Source organism: Microbacterium sp. WHRI 7836 (assembly GCF_040223885.2).
In the GTDB taxonomy this organism is placed as follows: Bacteria; Actinomycetota; Actinomycetes; order Actinomycetales; family Microbacteriaceae; genus Microbacterium; species Microbacterium oxydans.
On record NZ_CP168171.1, the window covers coordinates 2,450,835 to 2,470,484 of the forward strand.

The window sequence follows — 19,650 nt, forward strand, 5'->3', positions numbered from 1 at the left end:
GACCACCGATCGGCGGACACATGAACGACTACCTCTCCTCGCTGTTCTCCCTCGAGGGACGCACCGCTGTCGTGACGGGCGGCAGCTCCGGCATCGGTCGAGGGATCGCCACCGCGCTCGCTCGTGCCGGCGCGGCCACGGTCGTGGTCGCCCGCGGTGAGGAACGCATCCGCGAGACCGTCGATGAGCTGCGTGCGCTCGACTGCCGGGCGACCGGTGTCGTCGGCGATCTCAGCACGAGGCAGGGAATCCACGCCGTCGCCGCAGCGGCTGTCGAGCCCTTCGGGGAACCGGACATCCTCGTCAACTCGGCAGGCATCAACATCCGGCCGCCCTTCCCCGACATCACCGAAGAAGACTGGGACGCCACGATGACGGTCAACGCGCTCGCACCGTTCCTGCTCGGCCAGCAGTTCGCGAAGGGCATGGCCGCACGCGGATACGGCCGCCTCATCCAGATCAGCTCCCAGCAGGCGCACCGGGCCTTCGTGGGCAGCGGTGTGTACGGTGCGTCGAAGGGTGCCGTGGAGTCGCTCATGCGCTCGGAGGCCGAGGCCTGGGGCGGGACGGGCGTCACGAGCAACACGCTGGTGCCGGGGTTCGTGCTCACGCCGTTGAACGCCCGCCTGCAACAGGACCCGGAGAAGGTCGCCGAGCTCGCGGCCCGCACGATGATCGGACGCAACGGTCTGCCGAGCGACTTCGCGGGTGCGGCGGTGTTCCTGGCCGGGGCAGGATCGGGCTACGTCACCGGTCACTCGCTGTTCGTCGACGGCGGGCTGTCGGTGCACTGACCTGAGACTGCACGTGCCTGAGAGTGCACTGGCCTGAGACTGCACTGGCCTGAGACTGCACTGGCCTGAGACTGCTCAGGGCCCCGGCGGGTAGACCCGCTCGTCGGGTCTCGGCTCGGCCAGCAGCGGCACAGCGGCGGTGATGGTCGCGACGGCGTCTTCGCCAGCGGAATCGGCAGGTGCTCTGTCGGCGCGGCGCTCAGCGAGAGGAGCCGAAGCGCCGCCCGTCACCGCCTCCTCGATCGCTGCCTCGGTGTCGAGCACCCGCGATGCCGCCACCTGCTCAGCCGCGAGCTCGGCATAGAGTCCACCGAGCGCCAGCAGCTCGGAGTGAGTGCCGGACTCGATGATGCGCCCCGCTTCGAGCACGTGGATCACGTCCGCGCCCATCACGGTCGAGAGCCGGTGGGCGATGGAGAGCGTCGTGCGCCCCTTCGCGGCCTCGTCGAGCGCTTCCTGCACCACGCGCTCCGACACCGTGTCGAGCGCCGAGGTCGCCTCGTCGAGGAGTAGCACCGGCGGGTCCTTCAACAGCACGCGGGCGATCGCGATGCGCTGCTTCTCCCCGCCGGAGAGCCGATACCCGCGCTCGCCCACCACGGTGTCGTACCCCTGCTCGAAGCCGGCGATGATGTGGTGGATGTTGGCGGCCGTGCACGCCGCGATCAGCTCTTCCTCGGTGGCATCGGGCTTCGCATAGCGGAGGTTGTCACGGATGGTCGCGTGGAACAGGTAGGTCTCCTGGGACACGATGCCCACGTTGTCGATGATCGACTCCTGCGTGAGGGTGCGCACGTCGGCGCCCGCGAACATCACGGCCCCTCCCTTCGCCTCGTACAACCGCGGCGCCAGGTACAGGATCGTGGTCTTGCCCGCGCCCGACGGGCCGACGAACGCGACGTGCTGACCCGGTTCCGCCGTGAACGACACACCGTCGAGAGTCGGCCTGGCGTCAGCCGAGGCATCGGGGTACCGGAACACGACCTCGTCGAACTCGATGCGCCCGCGGGGTCCAGGAGCCTGATCGACGGTGATCGCGTCGGGGGCGTCCTGGATCTCCGGCACGAGGTCGAGGTACTCGAAGATGCGCGCGAACAGCGCGGACGAGGTCTGCAGATCGAGCGAGACCCTCATGAGGCCCATCAATGGCATGAGCAGCCGCGCCTGCACGGTGGTGAAGGCGACGACGGTTCCCGCGGTGATGGCTCCGGTCCCGCCGGCGATCAGATAGCCGGAGACGAGATAGATCACGGCGGGCACACTCGCCATGATCACCTGCACGACGGCGAAGAACCCCTGGCCGCTCATCGCACGCCGCACCTGGAGCACGACCTGGTTGCGGTTCTCCGCCTGGTACCGCTCCGACTCGGTGCGCTGCCGGTTGAACGCCTTCGACAGCAGCATGCCCGACACGCTCAGGGTCTCCTGGGTGATCGAGGTGAGCTCGGACAGCGACTCCTGCGTCTCCCCCGCGATCCTGGCGCGCACCTGCCCCACCTTGCGCTGCACGACGATCAGGAACGGCATCATGACGACGGCGATGAGCGTCAGCCGCCAGTCGATCAGGATCATCGCGACGAGCGAGGCGATCACGGTCACGACGTTGCCGAGGATGCTGGTGACGGTGTTGGTCAGCACGCCGGACACGCCACCCACGTCGTTCTGCAGCCTCGACTGGATGACGCCCGTCTTGGTGCGCGTGAAGAATCCGAGCTCCATCGCCTGCAGATGCTCAAAGAGCTTCACGCGCAGATCGCCGGTGACGCTGTTGCCGACGGTCGAGGTGAGCCAGGTCTGCGCCACCCCCAGCCCCGCGGAGATCAGGAACAGGGCGACCATCGCCGTGACGAGCCAGGCAAGCAGTTCGAGGTGCGGGCTTCCGCCGTCCACCGGGAACAGCGCGTCGTCGAAGATGCGCTGCACGATCAGCGGCGGGATGACCGCGATCGCGGCGCCCAGCACGACCAGGATGCCCGTGAAGAGGATGCGCCAGCGATAGGGGCGGAACAGGGAGACCACCCGCGCCCCGAGACCGTTGATCCGCGGCGCCTCGGCGTTCAACTTCCGCTGCGCGTCTTCATCGACTCCGCGGAAGCCACCTCCCCGCGGGCCACCGCCCATGCCGCCGCCCATGCTCATTGCGCCAGCGTACCCACGCGCGCGGACATCGGGCCGCGTGTATCCGCCTTCAGCGGATATCTGTGAATACGGAATGAAATGTCCGCGGCTGCCGTTACGCTGAATGACTCTTGCGAACTCTCGCGATATCCATTTCTTCTTCGCCCTGGAGGCCGCCCATGTCTGCCGTCGATACCGGCTCCATCTCGACGACTCCCGCCGCGGCAGGGGGCGAGATCCCCCGCAAGGACATGCGGGTGATCTGGCTGCTGCTCGTCGCCGCCTTCGTCGCCATCCTCAACGAGACCACGATGGGGATCGCGATCCCCCATCTGAACACCGATCTCGGCATCCCGCCCGAGCTCGGCCAGTGGCTCACGAGCGCCTTCATGCTCACCATGGCCGTGGTCATCCCCACGACCGGGTTCATCCTGCAGCGGTTCACGACGCGCCAGGTCTTCATCGCCGCGATGATCGCGTTCTCCCTCGGCACGCTCGTCGCTCTCGTCGCACCCGGCTTCGCCGTGCTGCTCGTCGGCCGTGTCATCCAGGCCGCAGGTACCGGCATCATGATGCCGCTGCTGATGACCACGATCATGAACGTCGTGCCGCCGCAGTCCCGCGGTCGCATGATGGGTCGCGTCGGTCTCGTCATCTCGCTCGCTCCCGCGATCGGCCCGACCCTCGCCGGAGCCGTGCTCGAGCTCGCCAGCTGGCGCGCGCTCTTCGGCATCATCCTCCCCATCTCGCTCATCGCCCTCTTCATGGGTGTGAAGTGGATGACGAACCTGGGTGAGACGCGGTCCGTGCCGCTCGACGTGCTCTCGATCCCGCTCGCGGCTCTCGGGTTCGGCGGGATCGTGTTCGGTCTCAGCCAGTTCGGCGGCGAGGGCGGATCCGGCGAGACCGCAGGGATCATCTCCCTGGTGGTCGGTGCCGTCTCACTGGGGCTCTTCGTGTGGCGTCAGCTCGTGCTGCAGCGCATCGACGACGCACTGCTCGACCTGCGCGTGTTCCGCTCGAGCAACTTCACGCTGTCCGTGATCATCATGTCCATCCTGGCGCTGTCGATGTTCGGCACGCTGACCCTGCTCCCGCAGTACCTGCAGAACGTGGCGGGGCTCAACCCGCTCCAGTCCGGCCTGATCCTGCTCCCTGGTTCGCTGCTGATGGGCCTGCTCGGACCGATCATGGGCCGTGTCTACGATGCGCGCGGCACCCGCCCGCTGCTCATCCCCGGCACGATCATGGTGTCGGCGTCGCTGTTCTTCTACTCGACCGTCGGTGAGCACACCGTGTGGTGGGTGCTCATCATCGTGCAGGCTGTCATGTCCGTCGGTCTCGCGATGTCGTTCACACCGCTGTTCTCGGCATCGCTGGGTTCGCTCCCGCGGTCGCTGTACTCGCACGGTTCGGCCGTGCTGAACACACTGCAGCAGGTCGGTGGCGCGGCAGGTGTCGCACTGCTCCTCGTGACCTACTCGTCGATCCTGCACGCGGGCGAGCAGGAGGGCCTGACGACTGCGGTCGCCGGCGCTCCCGGCGCACGCATGGCATTCCTGATCGCGGCGATCATCTCGCTGGCGACTGTGGCGCTCAGCCCGTTCGTCCGCAAGCCTGCAGACGATGCGGGCGAAGGGTTCCACGGCGGGCACTGACCGCGCCGGGACGGCCTGAGATGGCGTCTGCTGCTTACTCGCTCTTCGGGGCGGGGAAGTGGCAGACGCCATTGCTGCAATAGCCGGCCGCTTCCCCCTCGAGCAGGTTCAGAGAATCCAGGAGCGGCTGCAGCCCGACGGGCGCGTCCTGCTGCACGGAGTCCTGCTGCGTTTTCTTCATCCCTCGATCGTACGCCTGCCTGGAGGGAGTGGCACCGAAGGCGCCCGTAGCACGTCGACAGTAGATCGACAGCCGTTCTCCCCTACGGTTGAGCCATGCTCAAACGACTCCTCGCCCGCGTGTTCTGGGCGTTCAGCAGATGGAAGCTCGTGAGCGAGTCGGCGCCGACGCGTCCGACGGTGCTCGTGGGAGCACCCCACACCTCGAACTGGGACTTCGTGCTGATGCTCGCCATCGCGTGGAAGCTCGACATCAGCGTGCACTGGCTCGGGAAGAAGAGCCTCTTCCGCGGTTGGCGGGGTCCGATCATGCGGCGTCTCGGCGGTATCCCCGTCGACCGCACCGACCCGGCGCGCGTGGTGAAGGATGTCGTGGGCCAGGTGCACGACGGCACCGTCTTCGGACTGGTGGTCACCCCCGACGGAACACGCGGGGGCAACGAGTACTGGAAGTCGGGTTTCTACCGGATCGCACGAGAGACGGGCATGCCGGTCACTCTCGGTTTCGTGGATCGGACGACCATGACCACCGGCCTCGGACCGACGATCGATCTCACCGGAGACGTCGCAGCCGACATGGACCGGATCCGCGCGTTCTACGCCGACAAGGCGGGCGTGCGGCCCGACCGACGTACCGAGCCGCGGCTGCGCGAGGAACTCCCCACGACCACCGAACCCGAGTCTCCTCAGGACGCGCCGGCGCCGTGACCTCAGTCCTCGGCCTCGCTGTGCTTTCGCGCGTAGGCGAGGTCTGATTCGCTGAGGGACTCCACCATCCCGACCACGGCGCCGGTGATCACCCGGATCTCCTCGCGCACGGCATCGTCCAGATGAGAGGTGTCGCTGTTCAGCACGGCGCGGCGCCCGTCCTGCGAGAGCTCAGGCCACCAGTCGCGGATCGGTGGGAGCGTCATCTTGCACTCCTTCGTTCGGGGGACGCAAGCAGCTGGACAGCGCCAGGTCGGGAAATCCACACTGAGACCATGACATCAGACCCATCGCGTGGAGAACACGAGCGCGACGACCGTGTCGACGGACGCGACGAGACCGCCAACGAGCGGGCGGATCGCAACTGGGACGAGTTGCTGCAGGAGTTGCGGGTCATGCAGACCGGCACCCAGATCCTCACCGGCTTCCTTTTGGCTGTCGCCTTCCAGCCGCGGTTCACCGACATGGACGAGCTCCAGCGTGACCTGTACGTCGTCCTCGTCGCTCTCGCAGCCGTGGCGACCATCTTGGCCCTCGCGCCGGTCGGAATGCACAGGGCGCTGTTCGGACGTCGTCGCAAGCCCGATCTCGTCCGCATCGCCGCCCGGATCGTGCGTATCGATCTGGTCGTGATCGGTGCGTTGACCGTCGGGGTGACCACGCTGATCGTCGACTTCACGGTGAATCGGACGGCGGGTGTCATCGCTCTCTTCGCGGCGCTCGTCCTGATCGGAGCCCTATGGCTCGCTCTGCCCCGAGTCATGCGCGGAAGGCCTCTCACCCGCGGAGCAGGACCCGAATGAAGAGGGCGTGGTCCGCGGGTGAGAGGACGTTCAGCGTCCCGCGGGGCTGCGGTTCTCCGCGCTGACCATCCAGGCGAACTGTTCGAGCCGCTCGATGATCGCGTGCAGCAGGTCCGCCGAGGTCGGATCCTCCTCGTCGACGGCATCGTGCACGTCGCGAGCGGTGGCCACGGCCGCCTCCAGGCGCTCGGTGACCAGGTCGATCGTCTCGGTGGTGGACACCTCTCCCGCCGGGAACTCGGGAAGCGAAGAGGTCTTCGCGATGGTGGCACTGCGCCCGTCCGGCACAGCGTGCAGGGCACGCATGCGCTCGGCGATCGTGTCGCTGAAGGTGCGAGCGTCGTCGATGATCTCGTCGAGCTGCCGGTGCGTATCGCGGAAGTTGCGTCCCACGACGTTCCAGTGGGCCTGCTTGCCCTGGATCGCGAGATCGAGCAGGTCGACCAGCACCGCCTGCAGGTTCTTCGCGAGCGTGGTCGAGGCGGTGAAGCCTTTCTCCGCGTTCTGCTGCCTGGTCGTCTTGACCGCGCCCTTCGTCGAGCCGCCGGTCTTCTTGGTGGTTGTGGTTTCAGCCATGGTGTGACCTCCTGATCGCGACGCTAGCCTTGGCGATCCTCCACGGCGAGGGGGTTGACACCGCGGGCGCCCACCCCGGAATGTGACTCGGGTGAGTGACGCAGACATCGTGAACGAAGAGCACCGCCCCGACCAGCACGCCGCACCGGGTGAGGTGGTCATATCTCCCATCAGCGACCGCGACGCCGGCGAGGTGCTGACCGTGCAGAGGGCGGCCTTCGTGTCGGAAGCGGCGATCTACGGGAGCGTCGACATGCCACCGCTGACGCAGACGCTCACCGAGCTGGAAGCGGAACTCCGCTCCGAGTCCGGGTTGACAGCACGCATCGACGGGCGGCTCGTCGGCGCGATCCGGTACGTGGAGCAGGACGGGCTGTTGCTGATCGGCAGGATCGCGATCGCACCGGACATGCAGGGCGAGGGAATCGGCCGCCTCCTGCTCGAGAGCGCCGAGAAGGCGTCGAACGCGGATGTGGCCGAGCTGTTCACGGGCAGTCTGAGCGAAGCGAACATCCGCCTCTACGAGTCGTGCGGGTATGAGGAGCACGAGCGTGTACCTGACGGCGACGGCACCGCGCAGGTGTTTCTGCGCAAGAACCTGCGAGCAGGGTAAGAGCCTCCTCCCAATCCCCGCAAGGGGGTTGAGACACTCGCCGAGGTTCGGCATCGTAGCCCGGACATGTCGCGACCGTGACATGCCCCAACCGGAAGGAGAGTCTCGTGCTCACCCTCACCGACAACGCCTCCGCCATCGTGACGACTCTGGTGAGCCGTCAGACCGACGCCCCGGATGCCGGGCTCCGCATCCACTCGACAGAGCCTCAGAACGCCGAGGGCGGTGCGCGACTCGCCGTGCTCGTCGCCGCCGACCCGGAGCCGCAGGACCAGGTCGTGGAAGTGGCCGGCACCCGGCTCTTCCTCGATGAGTCGGCAGTCGCTGCTCTCGACGACAAGATCCTCGATGCCGGCGTGGACGACGAAGGCTCCGTGTCCTTCGCCGTCACCCCACAGGTCGCCTGACCGAAGGATTCCGGATGCCGCGGCCGAATCGGTCGCGGCATCCGTCTGTCCGGAATATCACGATCCGACCCCGTCGGCCTGCCCGTTGCTGCGTCGTCGCTCCCTATCGATACCGTGAGACCATGCGACGTTCACTCCTGCCTGCGCTGGCTCTCGCCGGCGCGGCTCTCCTTCTCGCCGGCTGCACCTCAGCTCGCCCCGCAGCCGAGCCCACCACCGTGCCCAGTTCTGCACCCTCGTCGCCGACCCCTAGTCCGACCCCCACGGTGGAGCCACGGATCGTCGTGTCCCTCGACGGCATCGCCGTCACCGACGAGACGGGCACCCGCGACGCCGCGCTCGACGACACCGAGGCGGTGCTCGACCTGTTGGAAGAGACGACGGGAGAGCTCCCGGAGCCGGAGAAAGTGGAGACCTTCCCGGGTTACGACTTCTCGTTCGTGAACTACATATGGGACGGCTTGCGGGTGTTCACCGACACTGAGCACGAAGGTCCGGCCTCTGTGGCGATCACCGGAGCGTCACTCGACGGTGTTCCGATCACCGCCGCAGACGGTCTCTCCGTCGGAACCACGCGTGCCGAGCTCCTCGATGCGGGCGCCTGGGCGCTCGACGATGCCGAGGACCCCGCCACCGCGGAGTTCCTCGGCCTGGGAGGACGCGAAGCGCCAGGGACCGAGTCGCTCAGCCACCCTGGCTCCACCGGCATCATCTACACGCTCTTCTGGTTCGACGGCGACACGGTGAAGCAGATCCAGGTCCCCGCGAACGACTACAGCGACCTCTGAACGACACCACGTACCCTGGAAGCAGTCCGCAAGCCCGTGCGGATCATCGAAAGGCTCCCGTGAAGATCTCCCTGCTCCGCCGGTTCGTCGTCCTGGCGGATGAACTCCATTTTCCGCGCGCGGCGGACAAGCTCGGGATTCCGCTGGCTTCGCTCTACACCTCGATCGACAAGCTCGAAGCCGAAGTGGGCCACCCCATCGTGCACCGCGAAGGTCCGACGCGGCTGACTTCGGTCGGTGAGCTGCTGCTCGTGGAGGCGCGTGCCGAGGTCGCGGCTGCGCCGGAGCCGGTTCGCAGCGCCCCTGCCCCTGCCGGAGGCAAGGCCAAGGCGTCGAAGGGCAAGGGGCGTGCTCCCGCGGTGAAGGGCCAGCCGAAGCCCTACAAGAAGCGGCAGGGCCGGTAGGCGAACGGGTCGCTCAGTCCCAGTCCAGGTACTCCTCGATCACGACGGCCGTCTCGATGGGGAAGGTCATCGGGAACATGTGGTCGCCACCTTCGATGGTCTTCACGCTCGCGCGCTCGGGCGCCGTGGACTGCAGCTGCTCGCCGTTCGCCGGAGGCGTCTCGATGTCCTTGCTGCCCTGGATGATGAGAACGGGCATCACCGGCGCGAGCGGCGTCGCGTCGTCTTCGACGGCCAACAGGGCCAGGCCGTTCACGCGGTCGGCGTGGGCGACGGCGAAAGCACGCGCCACCGTACCGCCGAAGCCGTGTCCGCCGATCCAGGTGTCTCCGAGGCCCACGTGGTCGATCACGGCGAGCGCGTCGTCAACCCGCGCAGCCAGCGTCGCCTCGTCGTGCTTACCCTCGGCACGGTGGCCGATCCGCAGCACATGGAAGCCCGCTTCCTCCGCAAGGTAGTGCGCCACGACGCCGAGCACATCCGCCGCCACGTCGCGCTCCTGGATCAGGACCAGCTTGACGGGTCCGTCTCCCTCGTCGACGAAGGGGATGGCGCGGCCGTCGGGCTCGAAGATCTGGGTCTCGGTCATCGGCGTCAATCTCCTCGTGCCGTCAGGGTCAGGAACTCAGGCGGAACGCCCACGGCGGACACCAGCGACCGGACCGCGACCGGAGCCGCCGTGCTCCAGCGTATCCCGACCTGGCGGTCAGCGAGACGACGACACCTTCGAGCGCACTCGGTCAGATGATCACCAGGCGCGCCCGCGGAGATCGATGGCACCTGCCGGCCACGAATCCAGCCGAGCCTCGACCGGGAGCAGCAGAATCGGCGGCCCCGGCGGCTGCGTGACCGGGCGCCCGGCGCGATCGACCGATTTCTCGGCTGCCGTGACCCGCTGCCACCCGCACGACGCGTAGAAGGGGACGACGTCCTCACGGCACCCCAGGTAGCCGAACTCGATACCACCGGCCTCGATCATCGACGCGGTCGCGGCCGCCATGAGTCTCGCACCCGCTCCTTCGCCCCGCGCACGCGGAGAGATGAGGACTCCGCCGACACCCGCGATCACGACCTCTGCGGTGCCGACGCCGATCGTCCGCCGCGCCCAGCCGACGTGGCCCACCACGTCGTGCCCGAGTCGAGCGATGACGTGCAGGTCATGGGGCGCGTAGCCGTAGGGCTGATCGGGGTCCCACTCGCCGAACGGCGCGAGATACTCCACGTCGAACAGTTCCCGCAGCCGCGCCACGTCATCCTCGGTCAGACGCTCATGGGGGACGGTCTCGATGACGAAGGTCGTCACGCCTCGACCACCTGCCCCGCCTCCACTCTCCAGTGGCGGTCGGTCTTCACGGTCGCGAGCATCCGCCGGTCGTGGGTCACGAGCAGCAGGGTTCCTTCGTAGGACTCGAGGGCCTGTTCGAGCTGCTCGATCGCGGGCAGGTCGAGGTGGTTCGTCGGCTCATCCAGGACGAGGAGGTTGATGCCACGGGCCTGGAGCAGCGCGAGTCCTGCGCGGGTGCGCTCTCCGGGCGAGAGTTCGTCGACCGCACGGGTGACGTGGTCGGCCTTGAGTCCGAACTTCGCAAGGAGGGTGCGGATCTCGCCCGAAGCCATCTCGGGGACCAGAGCCTCGAACGCCGTCGCGAGCGGTTGCGAGCCGGTCAGTTGCGCACGGGCTTGGTCGATCTCACCGATCTGCACGCTCGCGCCGAGGCTCGCCGCCCCCTCGTCGGGAAGCTGACGTCCGAGCAGCCCGCGAAGGAGCGTCGACTTGCCCGCACCGTTGGGGCCGGTGATGCCGATCCGCTCCCCCGCGTTGACCTGCAGCGACACCGGGCCGAGTTGGAACGTCCCCTGTCGGAACACTGCGGAACTCAGCGTCGAGACGACGGAGCTGGAGCGCGGCGCCGAGCCGATCGTGAACTCGAGCTGCCACTCCTTGCGCGGCTCGTCGACTTCTTCGAGCCGGGCGATCCTGCTCTCCATCTGGCGCACCTTCTGCGCCTGCTTCTCGCTCGATTCGGCCGAGGCTTTGCGCTTGATCTTGTCGTTGTCCGGCGCCTTCTTCATCGCATTGCGCACACCTTGGCTCGACCACTCGCGCTGAGTCCGCGCACGGGAGACGAGGTCGGCCTTCTTGTCGGCGAATTCGTCGTACTTCTCGCGCGCGTGTCGACGGAGCGTGGCCCGCTCCTCCAGGTACGAGTCATACCCGCCCCCGAACACCCTGTTGCTGCCCTGCGCCAGGTCGAGTTCCAGCACGCGGGTCACACACCGCGCCAGGAACTCGCGGTCATGGCTGACCACCACGGCACCGCCACGGAGCCCCTGCACGAACGCTTCGAGTCGCTCGATGCCGTCGAGGTCGAGGTCGTTCGTCGGCTCGTCCAACAGCGCGATGTCGAAGCGCGAGAGCAGCAGGGCGGCGAGTCCGACCCGCGCAGCCTGCCCACCCGACAGCGACGTCATCATCGTGTCGGCGCGATCATCGCCGAGGTCGAGTCCGAGCTCGGCAAGCACCGCCGGAAGCCGCTCGTCGAGGTCGGCGGCACCGCTCGCCAGCCAGCGATCCAGCGCGACCGAGTAGGTGTCAGCGGGGTCCGTGCCCGGAGGCGCGAGGTTCGGGTCGCCGAGAGCGGCGGCAGCGGCATCCATGTCCCTGGTCGCCGCTGCGCATCCCGTACGGCGACCGATGTACTCGGCGACACTCTCGCCGGGGACGCGCTCGTGCTCCTGCGGAAGCCAGCCGACGAAGGCATCTGAAGGTGAGAGACGGATCGTCCCGGCCTGCGGTTCATCGACGCCGGCCAGCAGCTTCAGGAGGGTCGATTTCCCTGCCCCGTTGACCCCGACGAGGCCGACCACGTCGCCTGCCGCGACGGTCAGATCGAGCGAGTCGAAGAGGGTGCGGTGGCCGTAGCCGCCGGCCACCCCTTGTGCCACGAGAGTTGCGGTCATCTGTCAATCCTGTCACCCGTGCGGGTGGTGCACGGACGCGTCAGCCGTCGAGACGCTCGGCGAGCCATCCCTCCAACTGATCGGCATACGCGCGCGCTCGGTAGCGGCGAATGCGCGCCATATCCTCGACGTCGGTCGTCTCGTTCAACGCCCGATCGTTGCCTGCTTCGACGATCTCGACGACCTTCGCAAGCATGCCGTCCTGCAGGACACGCTTGAGATAGGCGTGATCGCCGGTGATGCCACCGCCACGTTTCATGGACATCGCCCCCGCCGGCTGGAGGATCTGCAGGAACCTTCCCAGGTGCCGGTCATCAGTGACGAAGACGCATGGAACCTCGAACGCGCCGCGGAACTCGGGGAGAGAGGGCATCGTCGCGACTCGCGAATGCGTCAGGTCAAAGCTCGTGTTCCACAGTGCGTCGAGCGTTGAGGCGAGGTCCTTCTGCTCGCGCAGCTTCATGATGTTCAACGCCATCTCACGCCCCGTGTGATTGCCTGCCAGCAGCAGCGCGCCCAGCAACACCTCGCGTGAGCCACGGGCGAACAGCTCCTCGGCGAACCCGGCGAGGACACGGAACCCGGACTCGGGACTCCTCCCCTGCAAGTACAACTGATATGCCTTCAGCATCACGGCGTAGGACGGAATGAGGAGGTTCTCTCGAACGATCTCGAACTCCTCTGTGCCTATCTCGCTCGGATGCCCAGCGTCCCCGGGAACACGAGGGTCGGGTAGAGCCTCACCTTCGAGCCACGCTGTGATCCGCGAGCGGTCACCGGCGAGCAGCTCCTGCGCGTTCTCGCTCCGGCGCCGGTAGTTCGACACGTCTTGCAGTCCCGCCCGCCGCATGACCCCCTCGCCTGCACCGAGGCCGGGCAGGACCCGTGCGTCAGCATCGAGACGGCGGACAAGATCCGCCATGCGTCGATTCACCACTCCGTCGGCGTACTCCGTGCCCTTACGCGCGATGGTATCCAGGTGCGCCGTCACGTTCGCATCCAGGAGGAGGGTCCTGATGGGGCCCTCGTATCGGGCGGGAAAGTACTGGTACGTGGGCATCTGTCGTCCTCTCGTCCTCGTCCACGACGCTATCGTGACGGTGCGGACGAGCACGGATTCGCGTGCGCAGTGACAGGTGTCCGGAGCTTCCCCGCCGAACTCAGTTGTTGAAGCGGAACTCCACCGAGTTACGTTGTCAAACAACATATGCTTGAAGCATGGCCACCAAGCAAGCAGCCCTCTACCTCCGACAGTCGAAGACCGACGACCTGGGCATCGAGCGTCAGCGCGAACGAACCCGGATGCTTGCTCAGTCCCGCGAGTGGATCATCTACAAGGAGTACGAGGACGACGGCGTGAGCGCATCGAAGACGCGCTCCTCAGGCACTCGGTGGGATGACATGCTGGCTGACGCGAAGGCGGGCCTGATCGACGTCGTGGTGGCCGTAGACCTCGACCGGCTCCTCCGCTCGACGCGAGACCTCAACGTCTTGATCGACCATGGCCTCGGTGTCGTCACAGTCAACGGTGAGATCGACCTCACAACAGCGGACGGTGAGCTGAGAGCGTCGATGCTTGCATCCATCGCTCGCTTCGAGGTGCGCCGGAAGGGCGAGCGGCAGTCCCGCGCAAACGTGCAGCGTGCTGCACGAGGAGGCATCCCGAAGGGCACGCGGCTGACCGGCTACGACACCAACGGCAAGATCCAGAAGCAGGAGGCCAAGATCGTGCGCCGCATCTTCGATGAGTTCCACCGAGGCAAGGCTCTGACGCACATCGCCAACGGCCTAAACGCCGACGCCATCGACACGCGCACCGGTCGCCCCTGGCATCCATCGAGCGTCCGTACGATCCTCCTCAACCCTCGCTACGCCGGACGTCGGGTTTACAAGGGTGCCGTAGTCGCTGGCCCCAAGGAGGCCTCGTGGAAGCCCCTGGTGACCGAGCCGATCTTCGACGCCGTTCAGGCCCGGCTGACCGACGACCGACGCAAGACGAACCGCACCGGCACCGCACGCAAGTACCTGGGCTCAGGCCTGTACCTGTGCTTCGAGTGCAAGGTCCACGTGACCTCCAACGGCAAGAGGTACTCGTGCCCCAAGTGCGGGCGCATCCGCACGATGGAGCCCATCGACAATGTGGTGATCGAGTCGATTGCCCAGCGGCTCCGTCAGCCCGACGTCGAGAATCTCCTGGCCAAGCCTGCCGACCCGTCCGAGGCCGAGCGACTCGATCAGGATATCCAGGACGCCCGTGCTCGCATCATCGTCGTGGAGCGCGACTATGACAACGAGCTGATCGACGGGGTCAGGTACCAGATCGCGAGGACCAAGGCCGAGGGCAGGCTCACGGCGGCTCTACGAGATCGCGCCGCACTGGCAGGCCCTGACAACCTCGTACCCATCCTGTCCTCACCCGACCCCGCACAAGCCTTCCTCGATGCTGACTTCGACACCAAGCGCTCCATCATCGACGCCTGCATGTGGGTGCAGATCCGCCCAGGGAAGCAGGGTCAGCGAGGCTTCGATCCAGACAGCGTGGTCCGAGCCTGGCGACGCACCATCGTGGGTGAGCGCCTATCCCCCGTTGTGCCCGAAGCGCTTCGTGAAGCACTGGTCTAATTCGGCACCCTGTGGATGAATCGGTGGACAAATGTCGATTCCAGAATTAGGCGTTAGAGAATGACGCGAACTAATTCCACATCGACGTCTCAGTCGTCGTTCTACGGTCCGCGTCGTACAATGGTGACGAGCACTCCACACTCGAATCGAAGGCCCTCAGACGTCCAGGTCTGAGGGCCTTCACCCTGTCCTGACTGGGAAGACAGCCTGCGTTGTAGGAATCATGAATTAATTCTCATTCGCACTAACGCCAACCTTGGACTTTGCTGGGAATTGCTTCTAGAGATGCATCCACGGGTGCCCCGAAGGGGTACGTTAAACATGTTCGAGGTAGTTCATGAAGTTATTCGTTTCATGGTTGTGTCGTACAGGCTTGGTTCCGTTGGATCGGAACCGCTCGGTTCGCCGAGAGGGTCGTCATCAGGTCAGCTCTGATGAGGGTAGCTACACGCTGGAGGCCGTGGAGGCTCCAAAATGGCTACCCCAAAACAGACACATTTGATCGTCACCCTCGCGGTCAAGGCTGGAAAGATCCGCCCTGACCAGATCGCCGAAGCCTCGCTTCAAATCGAGCGGTACACGCCGGAAGAGGCGCAGAAGGCCATTGACGGCCTCAATGCGCAGATCGGCTTCGACCGCGGGCACTCGCCCGCGACGACTCGGCAGCGTTCGTTCATCCTCGACCTGGAGCAGCGAGTCCTGGGCAAGTGGGAGACCACGCACTCGATCAAGCTGAGCTACTCCGACGCCGACGAGCGCATCCAGTACTTGAAGAAGCTGGAGGCCGCTCAGAAGGCCCGCCCTGCCGTCTCCGGCGAGGTCATAAACATCTTCAGTCGGAGGTCGGGCTGAAGATGTCCCCGGCACCACAGAGCAACGTCACCCTGTACGGCAGATCGTGCACCGTGTGCAGCCACCAGCACGTCGGAGACATCGACGCTGGTCTCGTGGCGCACCTGCCTATTGCGCAACTGGCGCGACAGTTCGAGGTCTCGCGCGATTCGATCTATCGGCATCTGAAATGGCACCTTCGGCCTGCGTTGCAGGAGGTCCTCACCTCAACTCCGGAGACAAGGCCGGTCGCCCTCGTGGAGCGACTCGCGGAGATCGCTAACGATGCTCGTGCCGCCCGAGCGACGGCGTACGCCGCTGGCAACGCCCAGTTGGGAGCCCGACTCGGCGAAGCCGAACGGCGTGCCCTCGATTCGCTGGCCGACCGATTCCATATCAACCACGACAGCGTCACAGCCGACCGCACCAAGGTCTCGCAGCTCGCGAGAGCCCTCGACACCGCGCTCGATGAGTCTCCGGAGCTGGCCTCTCTCGTTGCTGATGCCCTCGAAGCTGAGGGCCTCGGCGAGATGGCAGAGGACATGCGCGCCGACCTTCCCTCAAATCCAGAAACGAAAGGACTCCCCTCATGACCAACAACATCGACAAGACTGCACGAGTGGCCGAGCTGACCGACGAGCTGGATGGAGCAGCCGCGCCTGAGCCGGTGGGGGTCCGACGTCTCCGCGAAGCGCGAGAAGCCGCAGCGGCGCGCGAGGTATCCCAGATCCCCGAAGTGGAGGGCGTGCCCCTGGTGGAGGCCGGTGACGTCGTGCACGCCACGGCGACCGGCATGCACCTCCCGCGCACGACATCACTGTGGGGAGGTCTCCCTGCCCTGCCCCTCACTCGTGGCGACCGTGTCGTCGTGACAGAGGAGATGATCGCCGCCGACGTGGACCGGAACGGAAACCCTGGGTGGACGGCGCTCGTGCACGATCCGGATCGGCAGATCGCTCGGTGGGGTCGAGTACACCTCGCCCCCGGTGAGCCGCCCGCAGGCATGCAGCCCTGGGAGCACGGGGACGCGGAGTGGTCGGAGCAGCGAGAGATCGCCCGGAAGGCAGCGTGGTCCGAGACGGACCCGAAGCGCCGCGCAGAGGCGCTTCAGCGCGTCACCGAGGTGTACGGCGCTCCGCCGACCACGAGCACGGTACACGCTGTCTACAAGGGCGACGTGGCGTACGAGGCCCAGCAGGCAGCTATCGCGGCGAGCGCGGCAGCGGGCACGCCGAATCTCCGCGGGGGCGTGTCGTGACTGGCAGTAGTGGAAGCCTGACGGACGCTCCGGTTCCGTGAGGCGTGCGCGTTGTACCTCGCGATCAATGGTCATGACGATGCCGAGGCCCGGCCGATGCATCGACGGATCTCTAATGGCATTGGGGAAAGCGCTTCTGACGTACGCGGCATCTCCGGCTGGCACCTCGCGACCTCCAGCAGGCCAACCTTTCGGATCGGCGGCGACCTCGACAGCGCGCACGCCAAGGCAGAAGACGATCAGCTTGTAGCTCTCGTGCAGCGCCGCAAGGAGCGTCCTCTGGGCGACTCGCTGGTGTGCATGACGTTGGCGACCTTCTCCCAGATCACCGCTCCACAAACATCGTGATCGCGAAGGAACACCATGACCAGTCGAGCAGGCCGGAAGATCCATCCTCGTGCGCCATGGGTCGCACACCCAGAGGCATACTCCGCGCCGCAGCAAGCCCAGCAGCCACCCGTGGACGACTGGGACGCGCCACCGGTACGAACGATGTCGTTCCCGCCACGCAAGCCGACTCCGCGCATTCAGGCGCACCTAGCGAACATGCATGGCGTCCGGCTTGGAGATCCGCCACGAACACCGACGTCGAGCGCCACGGTACCGGTATACATCGACGGCCTCCGTGTGAGAATCCCGTCCGACTGGGCCGTCGCATTCAGCACGTCAAAGGGCAAGGACACCATCTACGTGGTTGACTCCGAAAAGCGTTTGCATGTCCTCACACTGAGCGCTGACGGAGAGCTACGTGAGCTACATGGCCTCTCAGAGGATCTCATCGCCGACATCATGACCTGGCGATTCCCACGGGGTGCACGATGAGTGCCCTGAGGGAGCCGTCGATCAACGGCGTGCGGATCGTCAGCGTCGGGAGCACGATGACGGCGGGCGTGCCGCTTGATGCTGATGTTCTCGTCCTCTCCGACTACACGCTCGTGCATGAACGCACCGGGCACGTTGTCCGCCTGATCGAGCGTGGGGGGCGGGTACTCGAAGCTCCCATGACCAACGTCGAGACAAACCACGCACGCGCACTCTTCGGCGGCGACCCGTGAATGTCGCACGCGGTCCTGGCAAGCCGCGTGCGCTGAGTCCCGAACGGGAAGCGATGGCGGCCACCCTTCGAGGCGCAGGATTCGGCGTCGCGCCCATCGCCGACCTCTTCGGCATCGCGCCGCGGACGCTGCACGCGGTGCTCAGACGACAGGGAGTTGAAAGTGCTAGAGGACGCCGCCGCCTCACCGTGGAACAAGATCGTGAGCTGATCCAGCTTTGGCGCGGTGGATGTACGCATCAACAGATGGCGGAGCACTTCGGGGTCGCACGCGAGACCGTCGCGCTGACGATCCAGGCGAGCCTGCGAGGCGACGCTCGATCTTGATCGAGCCGAACTGAGCCAGGACGCCGTGCCGCGCCGTGTCTCAATTCCAAGGATTCGAGACGTTCCGAATCCCTGCCATTGCAGCACGCAGATCGTCCCGAGAAAGTGATCAAAAACTGTCTCTGCTACTTGTCTCAGATACCCCGTACGGTTTACAGTTGAGACATGACCATCTCGAAGAGCTTCGGCTACGCAAGAGTCTCGACCACCTCGCAGACCAATGACCGCCAGCTCGACCGCCTGACCGAGGCCGGGATCGACCGAGCCGACATCTTCGAGGACAAGATCAGCGGTGCCCGTCAGTCTCGACCCGGGCTGGACGATCTCCTCTCCCGCGTCCGCCCCGGCGACACGATCACCGTCGCGAGCATGGATCGCCTGGGCCGCTCCGCTCTGCACGTGCTCTCGACCCTGGCCGATCTCGAAGAGCGTGACATCATCGTCAAGAGCTTGAAGCCGGGCGAAGACTTCACCGGCCCCACGGGCAAGCTCGTGCGGGCCGTCATGACCCACGTGGCCGAGTGGGAGCGCTCGATGAACGCCGAGCGCGTCGCAGAGGCACGTGCAGCTCGTGCAGCACGCGCCAAGGACGGCGAGCAGATCGCGGGCCGACCGATCACGGCCATGACCGCGGAGAACGTCAAGAAGATCCGCCAGCACAAGGCCAAGGGCCGCACCGTGGCGGAGATCGTGAAGCTCACCGGCATCAGCCGCGCGAGCGTGTACCGCGCTCTCGCCGAATAGACCTCACCGAGTCACAGCTTCCGCGACGTGTCAGACCGTGACCAGCTCGCACTTGTCGATCCATCGCGCGAGGATGCTCAGCGTCGCTAATTGCTCTAGAGCCTCTTGCTTGGGCAGCTCGTCCGTGGTGTGGGTGGCCACATTGCGGATGGCGGAGAAGACGCCCTGTGCCATGTTGAGCATCCCCACGCGCATCGACTTCACCGTCAGGTCGTCGTCCTTGCCGGGCCACCTCAGGCGCGGCTTTCCCTCCTGGGCAGGTGAGGGCGAGAACGCCTGTGCGACAAGCTCACCGTCCCCCAGCTCGTACCGCCCCGTGCGGTCCTTCACGACACCGCTCAGCGCCGTAGCAGCCCGCTGGACGGCGTCCGAATAGTGCCCTGAGTCCCAGCGTCCGGATGCCGCCTGCCAGATCACTGGATGCAGCGCGTCGGCCTTCATCGTGGGCGCGCTCGTCCCGAGCTTCATCCGCGTCTCTGCGCGCGTCTTCAGGATGGCAAGCGCGTGCTCCGCGAATTCGATTCCTTGATCTAGCCAGTACGCATTGTCGGAACGCCTCATCAGGCTGGGCACTCCCGTCTTGCCGAGCACCCGCTCGATGATGGCGTGTGTCTGAGCCGATGCGTCCCGCAGTTGGGGATACAACGCGTTGGTCTCATACGTAAATCCGTACGTCGTGTTACGACCGTTCGAGTAGCCAACGGACCGCGCCTTTCGCGCGGTTTCGATCCACCATTCCAGTCGTGCGATTACCCATTGCTCATCCATGTTCGAAGATTACCGATCAGGCCCGACGTCGCAGGT

The 19,650-nt window shown here is 66.2% G+C and carries 25 protein-coding genes; 16 read left to right on the top strand and 9 right to left on the bottom strand.

What is annotated here, in order from left to right; genetic code table 11:
• Positions 1-20: 20 nt before the first annotated feature.
• A complete protein-coding gene (locus ABRP18_RS11695; RefSeq protein WP_349884686.1) occupies positions 21-794 on the top strand; it encodes an SDR family oxidoreductase in 774 nt (257 codons plus the stop codon).
• A gap of 75 nt (positions 795-869) precedes the next feature.
• On the opposite strand, the gene ABRP18_RS11700 is transcribed toward ABRP18_RS11695, so the two are convergent.
• Positions 870-2,927: an ABC transporter ATP-binding protein gene (locus ABRP18_RS11700; RefSeq protein WP_349885355.1), complete on the bottom strand. Its 2,058-nt coding sequence runs from the start codon at positions 2,925-2,927 to the stop codon at positions 870-872.
• Positions 2,928-3,091: 164 nt separating this feature from the next.
• On the opposite strand from ABRP18_RS11700, the gene ABRP18_RS11705 reads away from it, so the two are divergent.
• Complete coding sequence (locus ABRP18_RS11705; protein WP_046749596.1) at positions 3,092-4,570, top strand: MDR family MFS transporter; 1,479 nt, start codon at positions 3,092-3,094, stop codon at positions 4,568-4,570.
• A 34-nt stretch (positions 4,571-4,604) separates the two neighbouring features.
• On the opposite strand, the gene ABRP18_RS11710 is transcribed toward ABRP18_RS11705, so the two are convergent.
• A complete protein-coding gene (locus tag ABRP18_RS11710; protein ID WP_170224175.1) occupies positions 4,605-4,751 on the bottom strand; it encodes a hypothetical protein in 147 nt (48 codons plus the stop codon).
• Between the two features lie 95 nt (positions 4,752-4,846).
• On the opposite strand from ABRP18_RS11710, the gene ABRP18_RS11715 reads away from it, so the two are divergent.
• Positions 4,847-5,458 carry a 1-acyl-sn-glycerol-3-phosphate acyltransferase gene (locus ABRP18_RS11715; RefSeq protein WP_058631898.1) on the top strand — a complete coding sequence of 204 codons (612 nt, stop codon included), beginning with the start codon at positions 4,847-4,849 and terminating at the stop codon, positions 5,456-5,458.
• Between the two features lie 2 nt (positions 5,459-5,460).
• Here the strand turns inward: ABRP18_RS11715 and ABRP18_RS11720 are convergent, their stop codons facing one another.
• Positions 5,461-5,664, bottom strand: coding sequence for a hypothetical protein (locus ABRP18_RS11720; RefSeq protein WP_061015142.1), 204 nt, complete (start codon positions 5,662-5,664; stop codon positions 5,461-5,463).
• 69 nt (positions 5,665-5,733) lie between these two features.
• Between ABRP18_RS11720 and ABRP18_RS11725 the strand changes: the two genes are divergently transcribed.
• Positions 5,734-6,261: a DUF6328 family protein gene (locus ABRP18_RS11725; RefSeq protein ID WP_046749599.1), complete on the top strand. Its 528-nt coding sequence runs from the start codon at positions 5,734-5,736 to the stop codon at positions 6,259-6,261.
• 30 nt (positions 6,262-6,291) lie between these two features.
• Here ABRP18_RS11725 and ABRP18_RS11730 read toward each other — a convergent pair whose 3' ends face one another.
• Entirely contained in the window at positions 6,292-6,837 is a 546-nt protein-coding gene (locus ABRP18_RS11730; protein ID WP_046749600.1) for a Dps family protein, read from the bottom strand.
• Between the two features lie 154 nt (positions 6,838-6,991).
• Between ABRP18_RS11730 and ABRP18_RS11735 the strand changes: the two genes are divergently transcribed.
• From ABRP18_RS11735 to ABRP18_RS11750, 4 genes are all read left to right on the top strand, one after another.
• Entirely contained in the window at positions 6,992-7,450 is a 459-nt protein-coding gene (locus ABRP18_RS11735) for a GNAT family N-acetyltransferase (RefSeq protein ID WP_061015145.1), read from the top strand.
• Positions 7,451-7,557: 107 nt separating this feature from the next.
• Positions 7,558-7,857, top strand: coding sequence for a Fe-S cluster assembly protein HesB (locus ABRP18_RS11740; protein ID WP_045262755.1), 300 nt, complete (start codon positions 7,558-7,560; stop codon positions 7,855-7,857).
• A 284-nt stretch (positions 7,858-8,141) separates the two neighbouring features.
• The gene (locus ABRP18_RS11745; RefSeq protein ID WP_374168942.1) at positions 8,142-8,645 is read left to right on the top strand and encodes a hypothetical protein; all 504 of its coding nucleotides are present in this window, start codon (positions 8,142-8,144) and stop codon (positions 8,643-8,645) included.
• Positions 8,646-8,704: 59 nt separating this feature from the next.
• Positions 8,705-9,049: a LysR family transcriptional regulator gene (locus tag ABRP18_RS11750; protein WP_046749603.1), complete on the top strand. Its 345-nt coding sequence runs from the start codon at positions 8,705-8,707 to the stop codon at positions 9,047-9,049.
• A gap of 13 nt (positions 9,050-9,062) precedes the next feature.
• On the opposite strand, the gene ABRP18_RS11755 is transcribed toward ABRP18_RS11750, so the two are convergent.
• The 4 genes from ABRP18_RS11755 to ABRP18_RS11770 all read right to left on the bottom strand — a co-directional run bounded on the left by ABRP18_RS11755 (position 9,063) and on the right by ABRP18_RS11770 (position 13,070).
• A complete protein-coding gene (locus ABRP18_RS11755) occupies positions 9,063-9,638 on the bottom strand; it encodes an alpha/beta fold hydrolase (RefSeq protein WP_046749604.1) in 576 nt (191 codons plus the stop codon).
• A gap of 159 nt (positions 9,639-9,797) precedes the next feature.
• The gene (locus ABRP18_RS11760; protein ID WP_061015140.1) at positions 9,798-10,352 is read right to left on the bottom strand and encodes a GNAT family N-acetyltransferase; all 555 of its coding nucleotides are present in this window, start codon (positions 10,350-10,352) and stop codon (positions 9,798-9,800) included.
• Complete coding sequence (locus tag ABRP18_RS11765; protein WP_349884688.1) at positions 10,349-12,010, bottom strand: ABC-F family ATP-binding cassette domain-containing protein; 1,662 nt, start codon at positions 12,008-12,010, stop codon at positions 10,349-10,351. Before ABRP18_RS11765 ends, ABRP18_RS11760 begins: the two co-directional genes overlap by 4 nt.
• Before the next feature lie 40 nt (positions 12,011-12,050).
• Positions 12,051-13,070: a hypothetical protein gene (locus ABRP18_RS11770; protein WP_349884689.1), complete on the bottom strand. Its 1,020-nt coding sequence runs from the start codon at positions 13,068-13,070 to the stop codon at positions 12,051-12,053.
• A gap of 158 nt (positions 13,071-13,228) precedes the next feature.
• Here ABRP18_RS11770 and ABRP18_RS11775 point away from each other — a divergent pair, with 158 nt between their 5' ends.
• The 8 genes from ABRP18_RS11775 (at position 13,229) to ABRP18_RS11810 (ending at position 18,846) form a co-directional block, all read left to right on the top strand.
• Entirely contained in the window at positions 13,229-14,632 is a 1,404-nt protein-coding gene (locus ABRP18_RS11775) for a recombinase family protein (RefSeq protein ID WP_349884690.1), read from the top strand.
• A 474-nt stretch (positions 14,633-15,106) separates the two neighbouring features.
• Complete coding sequence (locus ABRP18_RS11780; RefSeq protein WP_349884691.1) at positions 15,107-15,484, top strand: hypothetical protein; 378 nt, start codon at positions 15,107-15,109, stop codon at positions 15,482-15,484.
• 188 nt (positions 15,485-15,672) lie between these two features.
• The gene (locus tag ABRP18_RS11785; RefSeq protein WP_349884692.1) at positions 15,673-16,056 is read left to right on the top strand and encodes a hypothetical protein; all 384 of its coding nucleotides are present in this window, start codon (positions 15,673-15,675) and stop codon (positions 16,054-16,056) included.
• On the top strand, positions 16,053-16,721 hold the full coding sequence (locus tag ABRP18_RS11790; protein WP_349884693.1) for a hypothetical protein: 669 nt from the start codon (positions 16,053-16,055) through the stop codon (positions 16,719-16,721). The genes ABRP18_RS11785 and ABRP18_RS11790 overlap by 4 nt, the downstream gene beginning before the upstream one ends.
• Before the next feature lie 51 nt (positions 16,722-16,772).
• A complete protein-coding gene (locus ABRP18_RS11795) occupies positions 16,773-17,069 on the top strand; it encodes a hypothetical protein (RefSeq protein ID WP_349884694.1) in 297 nt (98 codons plus the stop codon).
• 470 nt (positions 17,070-17,539) lie between these two features.
• Complete coding sequence (locus tag ABRP18_RS11800; protein WP_349884695.1) at positions 17,540-17,776, top strand: hypothetical protein; 237 nt, start codon at positions 17,540-17,542, stop codon at positions 17,774-17,776.
• A complete protein-coding gene (locus ABRP18_RS11805) occupies positions 17,773-18,102 on the top strand; it encodes a hypothetical protein (protein ID WP_374168943.1) in 330 nt (109 codons plus the stop codon). Before ABRP18_RS11800 ends, ABRP18_RS11805 begins: the two co-directional genes overlap by 4 nt.
• 165 nt (positions 18,103-18,267) lie before the next feature.
• On the top strand, positions 18,268-18,846 hold the full coding sequence (locus tag ABRP18_RS11810; RefSeq protein WP_349884697.1) for a recombinase family protein: 579 nt from the start codon (positions 18,268-18,270) through the stop codon (positions 18,844-18,846).
• A gap of 30 nt (positions 18,847-18,876) precedes the next feature.
• On the opposite strand, the gene ABRP18_RS11815 is transcribed toward ABRP18_RS11810, so the two are convergent.
• Positions 18,877-19,614, bottom strand: coding sequence for a TIGR02391 family protein (locus ABRP18_RS11815; RefSeq protein WP_349884698.1), 738 nt, complete (start codon positions 19,612-19,614; stop codon positions 18,877-18,879).
• Positions 19,615-19,650: the final 36 nt, after the last annotated feature.

Excerpts from the sequence above, each read along its gene's own strand:
- ABRP18_RS11695 (WP_349884686.1), top strand. The coding sequence starts at position 21 with ATGAACGACTACCTCTCCTCGCTGTTCTCCCTCGAGGGACGCACCGCT.
- ABRP18_RS11700 (WP_349885355.1), bottom strand. The coding sequence starts at position 2,927 with ATGGGCGGCGGCATGGGCGGTGGCCCGCGGGGAGGTGGCTTCCGCGGA.
- ABRP18_RS11705 (WP_046749596.1), top strand. The coding sequence starts at position 3,092 with ATGTCTGCCGTCGATACCGGCTCCATCTCGACGACTCCCGCCGCGGCA.
- ABRP18_RS11710 (WP_170224175.1), bottom strand. The coding sequence starts at position 4,751 with ATGAAGAAAACGCAGCAGGACTCCGTGCAGCAGGACGCGCCCGTCGGG.
- ABRP18_RS11715 (WP_058631898.1), top strand. The coding sequence starts at position 4,847 with ATGCTCAAACGACTCCTCGCCCGCGTGTTCTGGGCGTTCAGCAGATGG.
- ABRP18_RS11720 (WP_061015142.1), bottom strand. The coding sequence starts at position 5,664 with ATGACGCTCCCACCGATCCGCGACTGGTGGCCTGAGCTCTCGCAGGAC.
- ABRP18_RS11725 (WP_046749599.1), top strand. The coding sequence starts at position 5,734 with ATGACATCAGACCCATCGCGTGGAGAACACGAGCGCGACGACCGTGTC.
- ABRP18_RS11730 (WP_046749600.1), bottom strand. The coding sequence starts at position 6,837 with ATGGCTGAAACCACAACCACCAAGAAGACCGGCGGCTCGACGAAGGGC.
- ABRP18_RS11755 (WP_046749604.1), bottom strand. The coding sequence starts at position 9,638 with ATGACCGAGACCCAGATCTTCGAGCCCGACGGCCGCGCCATCCCCTTC.
- ABRP18_RS11765 (WP_349884688.1), bottom strand. The coding sequence starts at position 12,010 with ATGACCGCAACTCTCGTGGCACAAGGGGTGGCCGGCGGCTACGGCCAC.
- ABRP18_RS11770 (WP_349884689.1), bottom strand. The coding sequence starts at position 13,070 with ATGCCCACGTACCAGTACTTTCCCGCCCGATACGAGGGCCCCATCAGG.
- ABRP18_RS11775 (WP_349884690.1), top strand. The coding sequence starts at position 13,229 with ATGGCCACCAAGCAAGCAGCCCTCTACCTCCGACAGTCGAAGACCGAC.
- ABRP18_RS11780 (WP_349884691.1), top strand. The coding sequence starts at position 15,107 with ATGGCTACCCCAAAACAGACACATTTGATCGTCACCCTCGCGGTCAAG.
- ABRP18_RS11790 (WP_349884693.1), top strand. The coding sequence starts at position 16,053 with ATGACCAACAACATCGACAAGACTGCACGAGTGGCCGAGCTGACCGAC.
- ABRP18_RS11800 (WP_349884695.1), top strand. The coding sequence starts at position 17,540 with ATGAGTGCCCTGAGGGAGCCGTCGATCAACGGCGTGCGGATCGTCAGC.
- ABRP18_RS11810 (WP_349884697.1), top strand. The coding sequence starts at position 18,268 with ATGACCATCTCGAAGAGCTTCGGCTACGCAAGAGTCTCGACCACCTCG.
- ABRP18_RS11815 (WP_349884698.1), bottom strand. The coding sequence starts at position 19,614 with ATGGATGAGCAATGGGTAATCGCACGACTGGAATGGTGGATCGAAACC.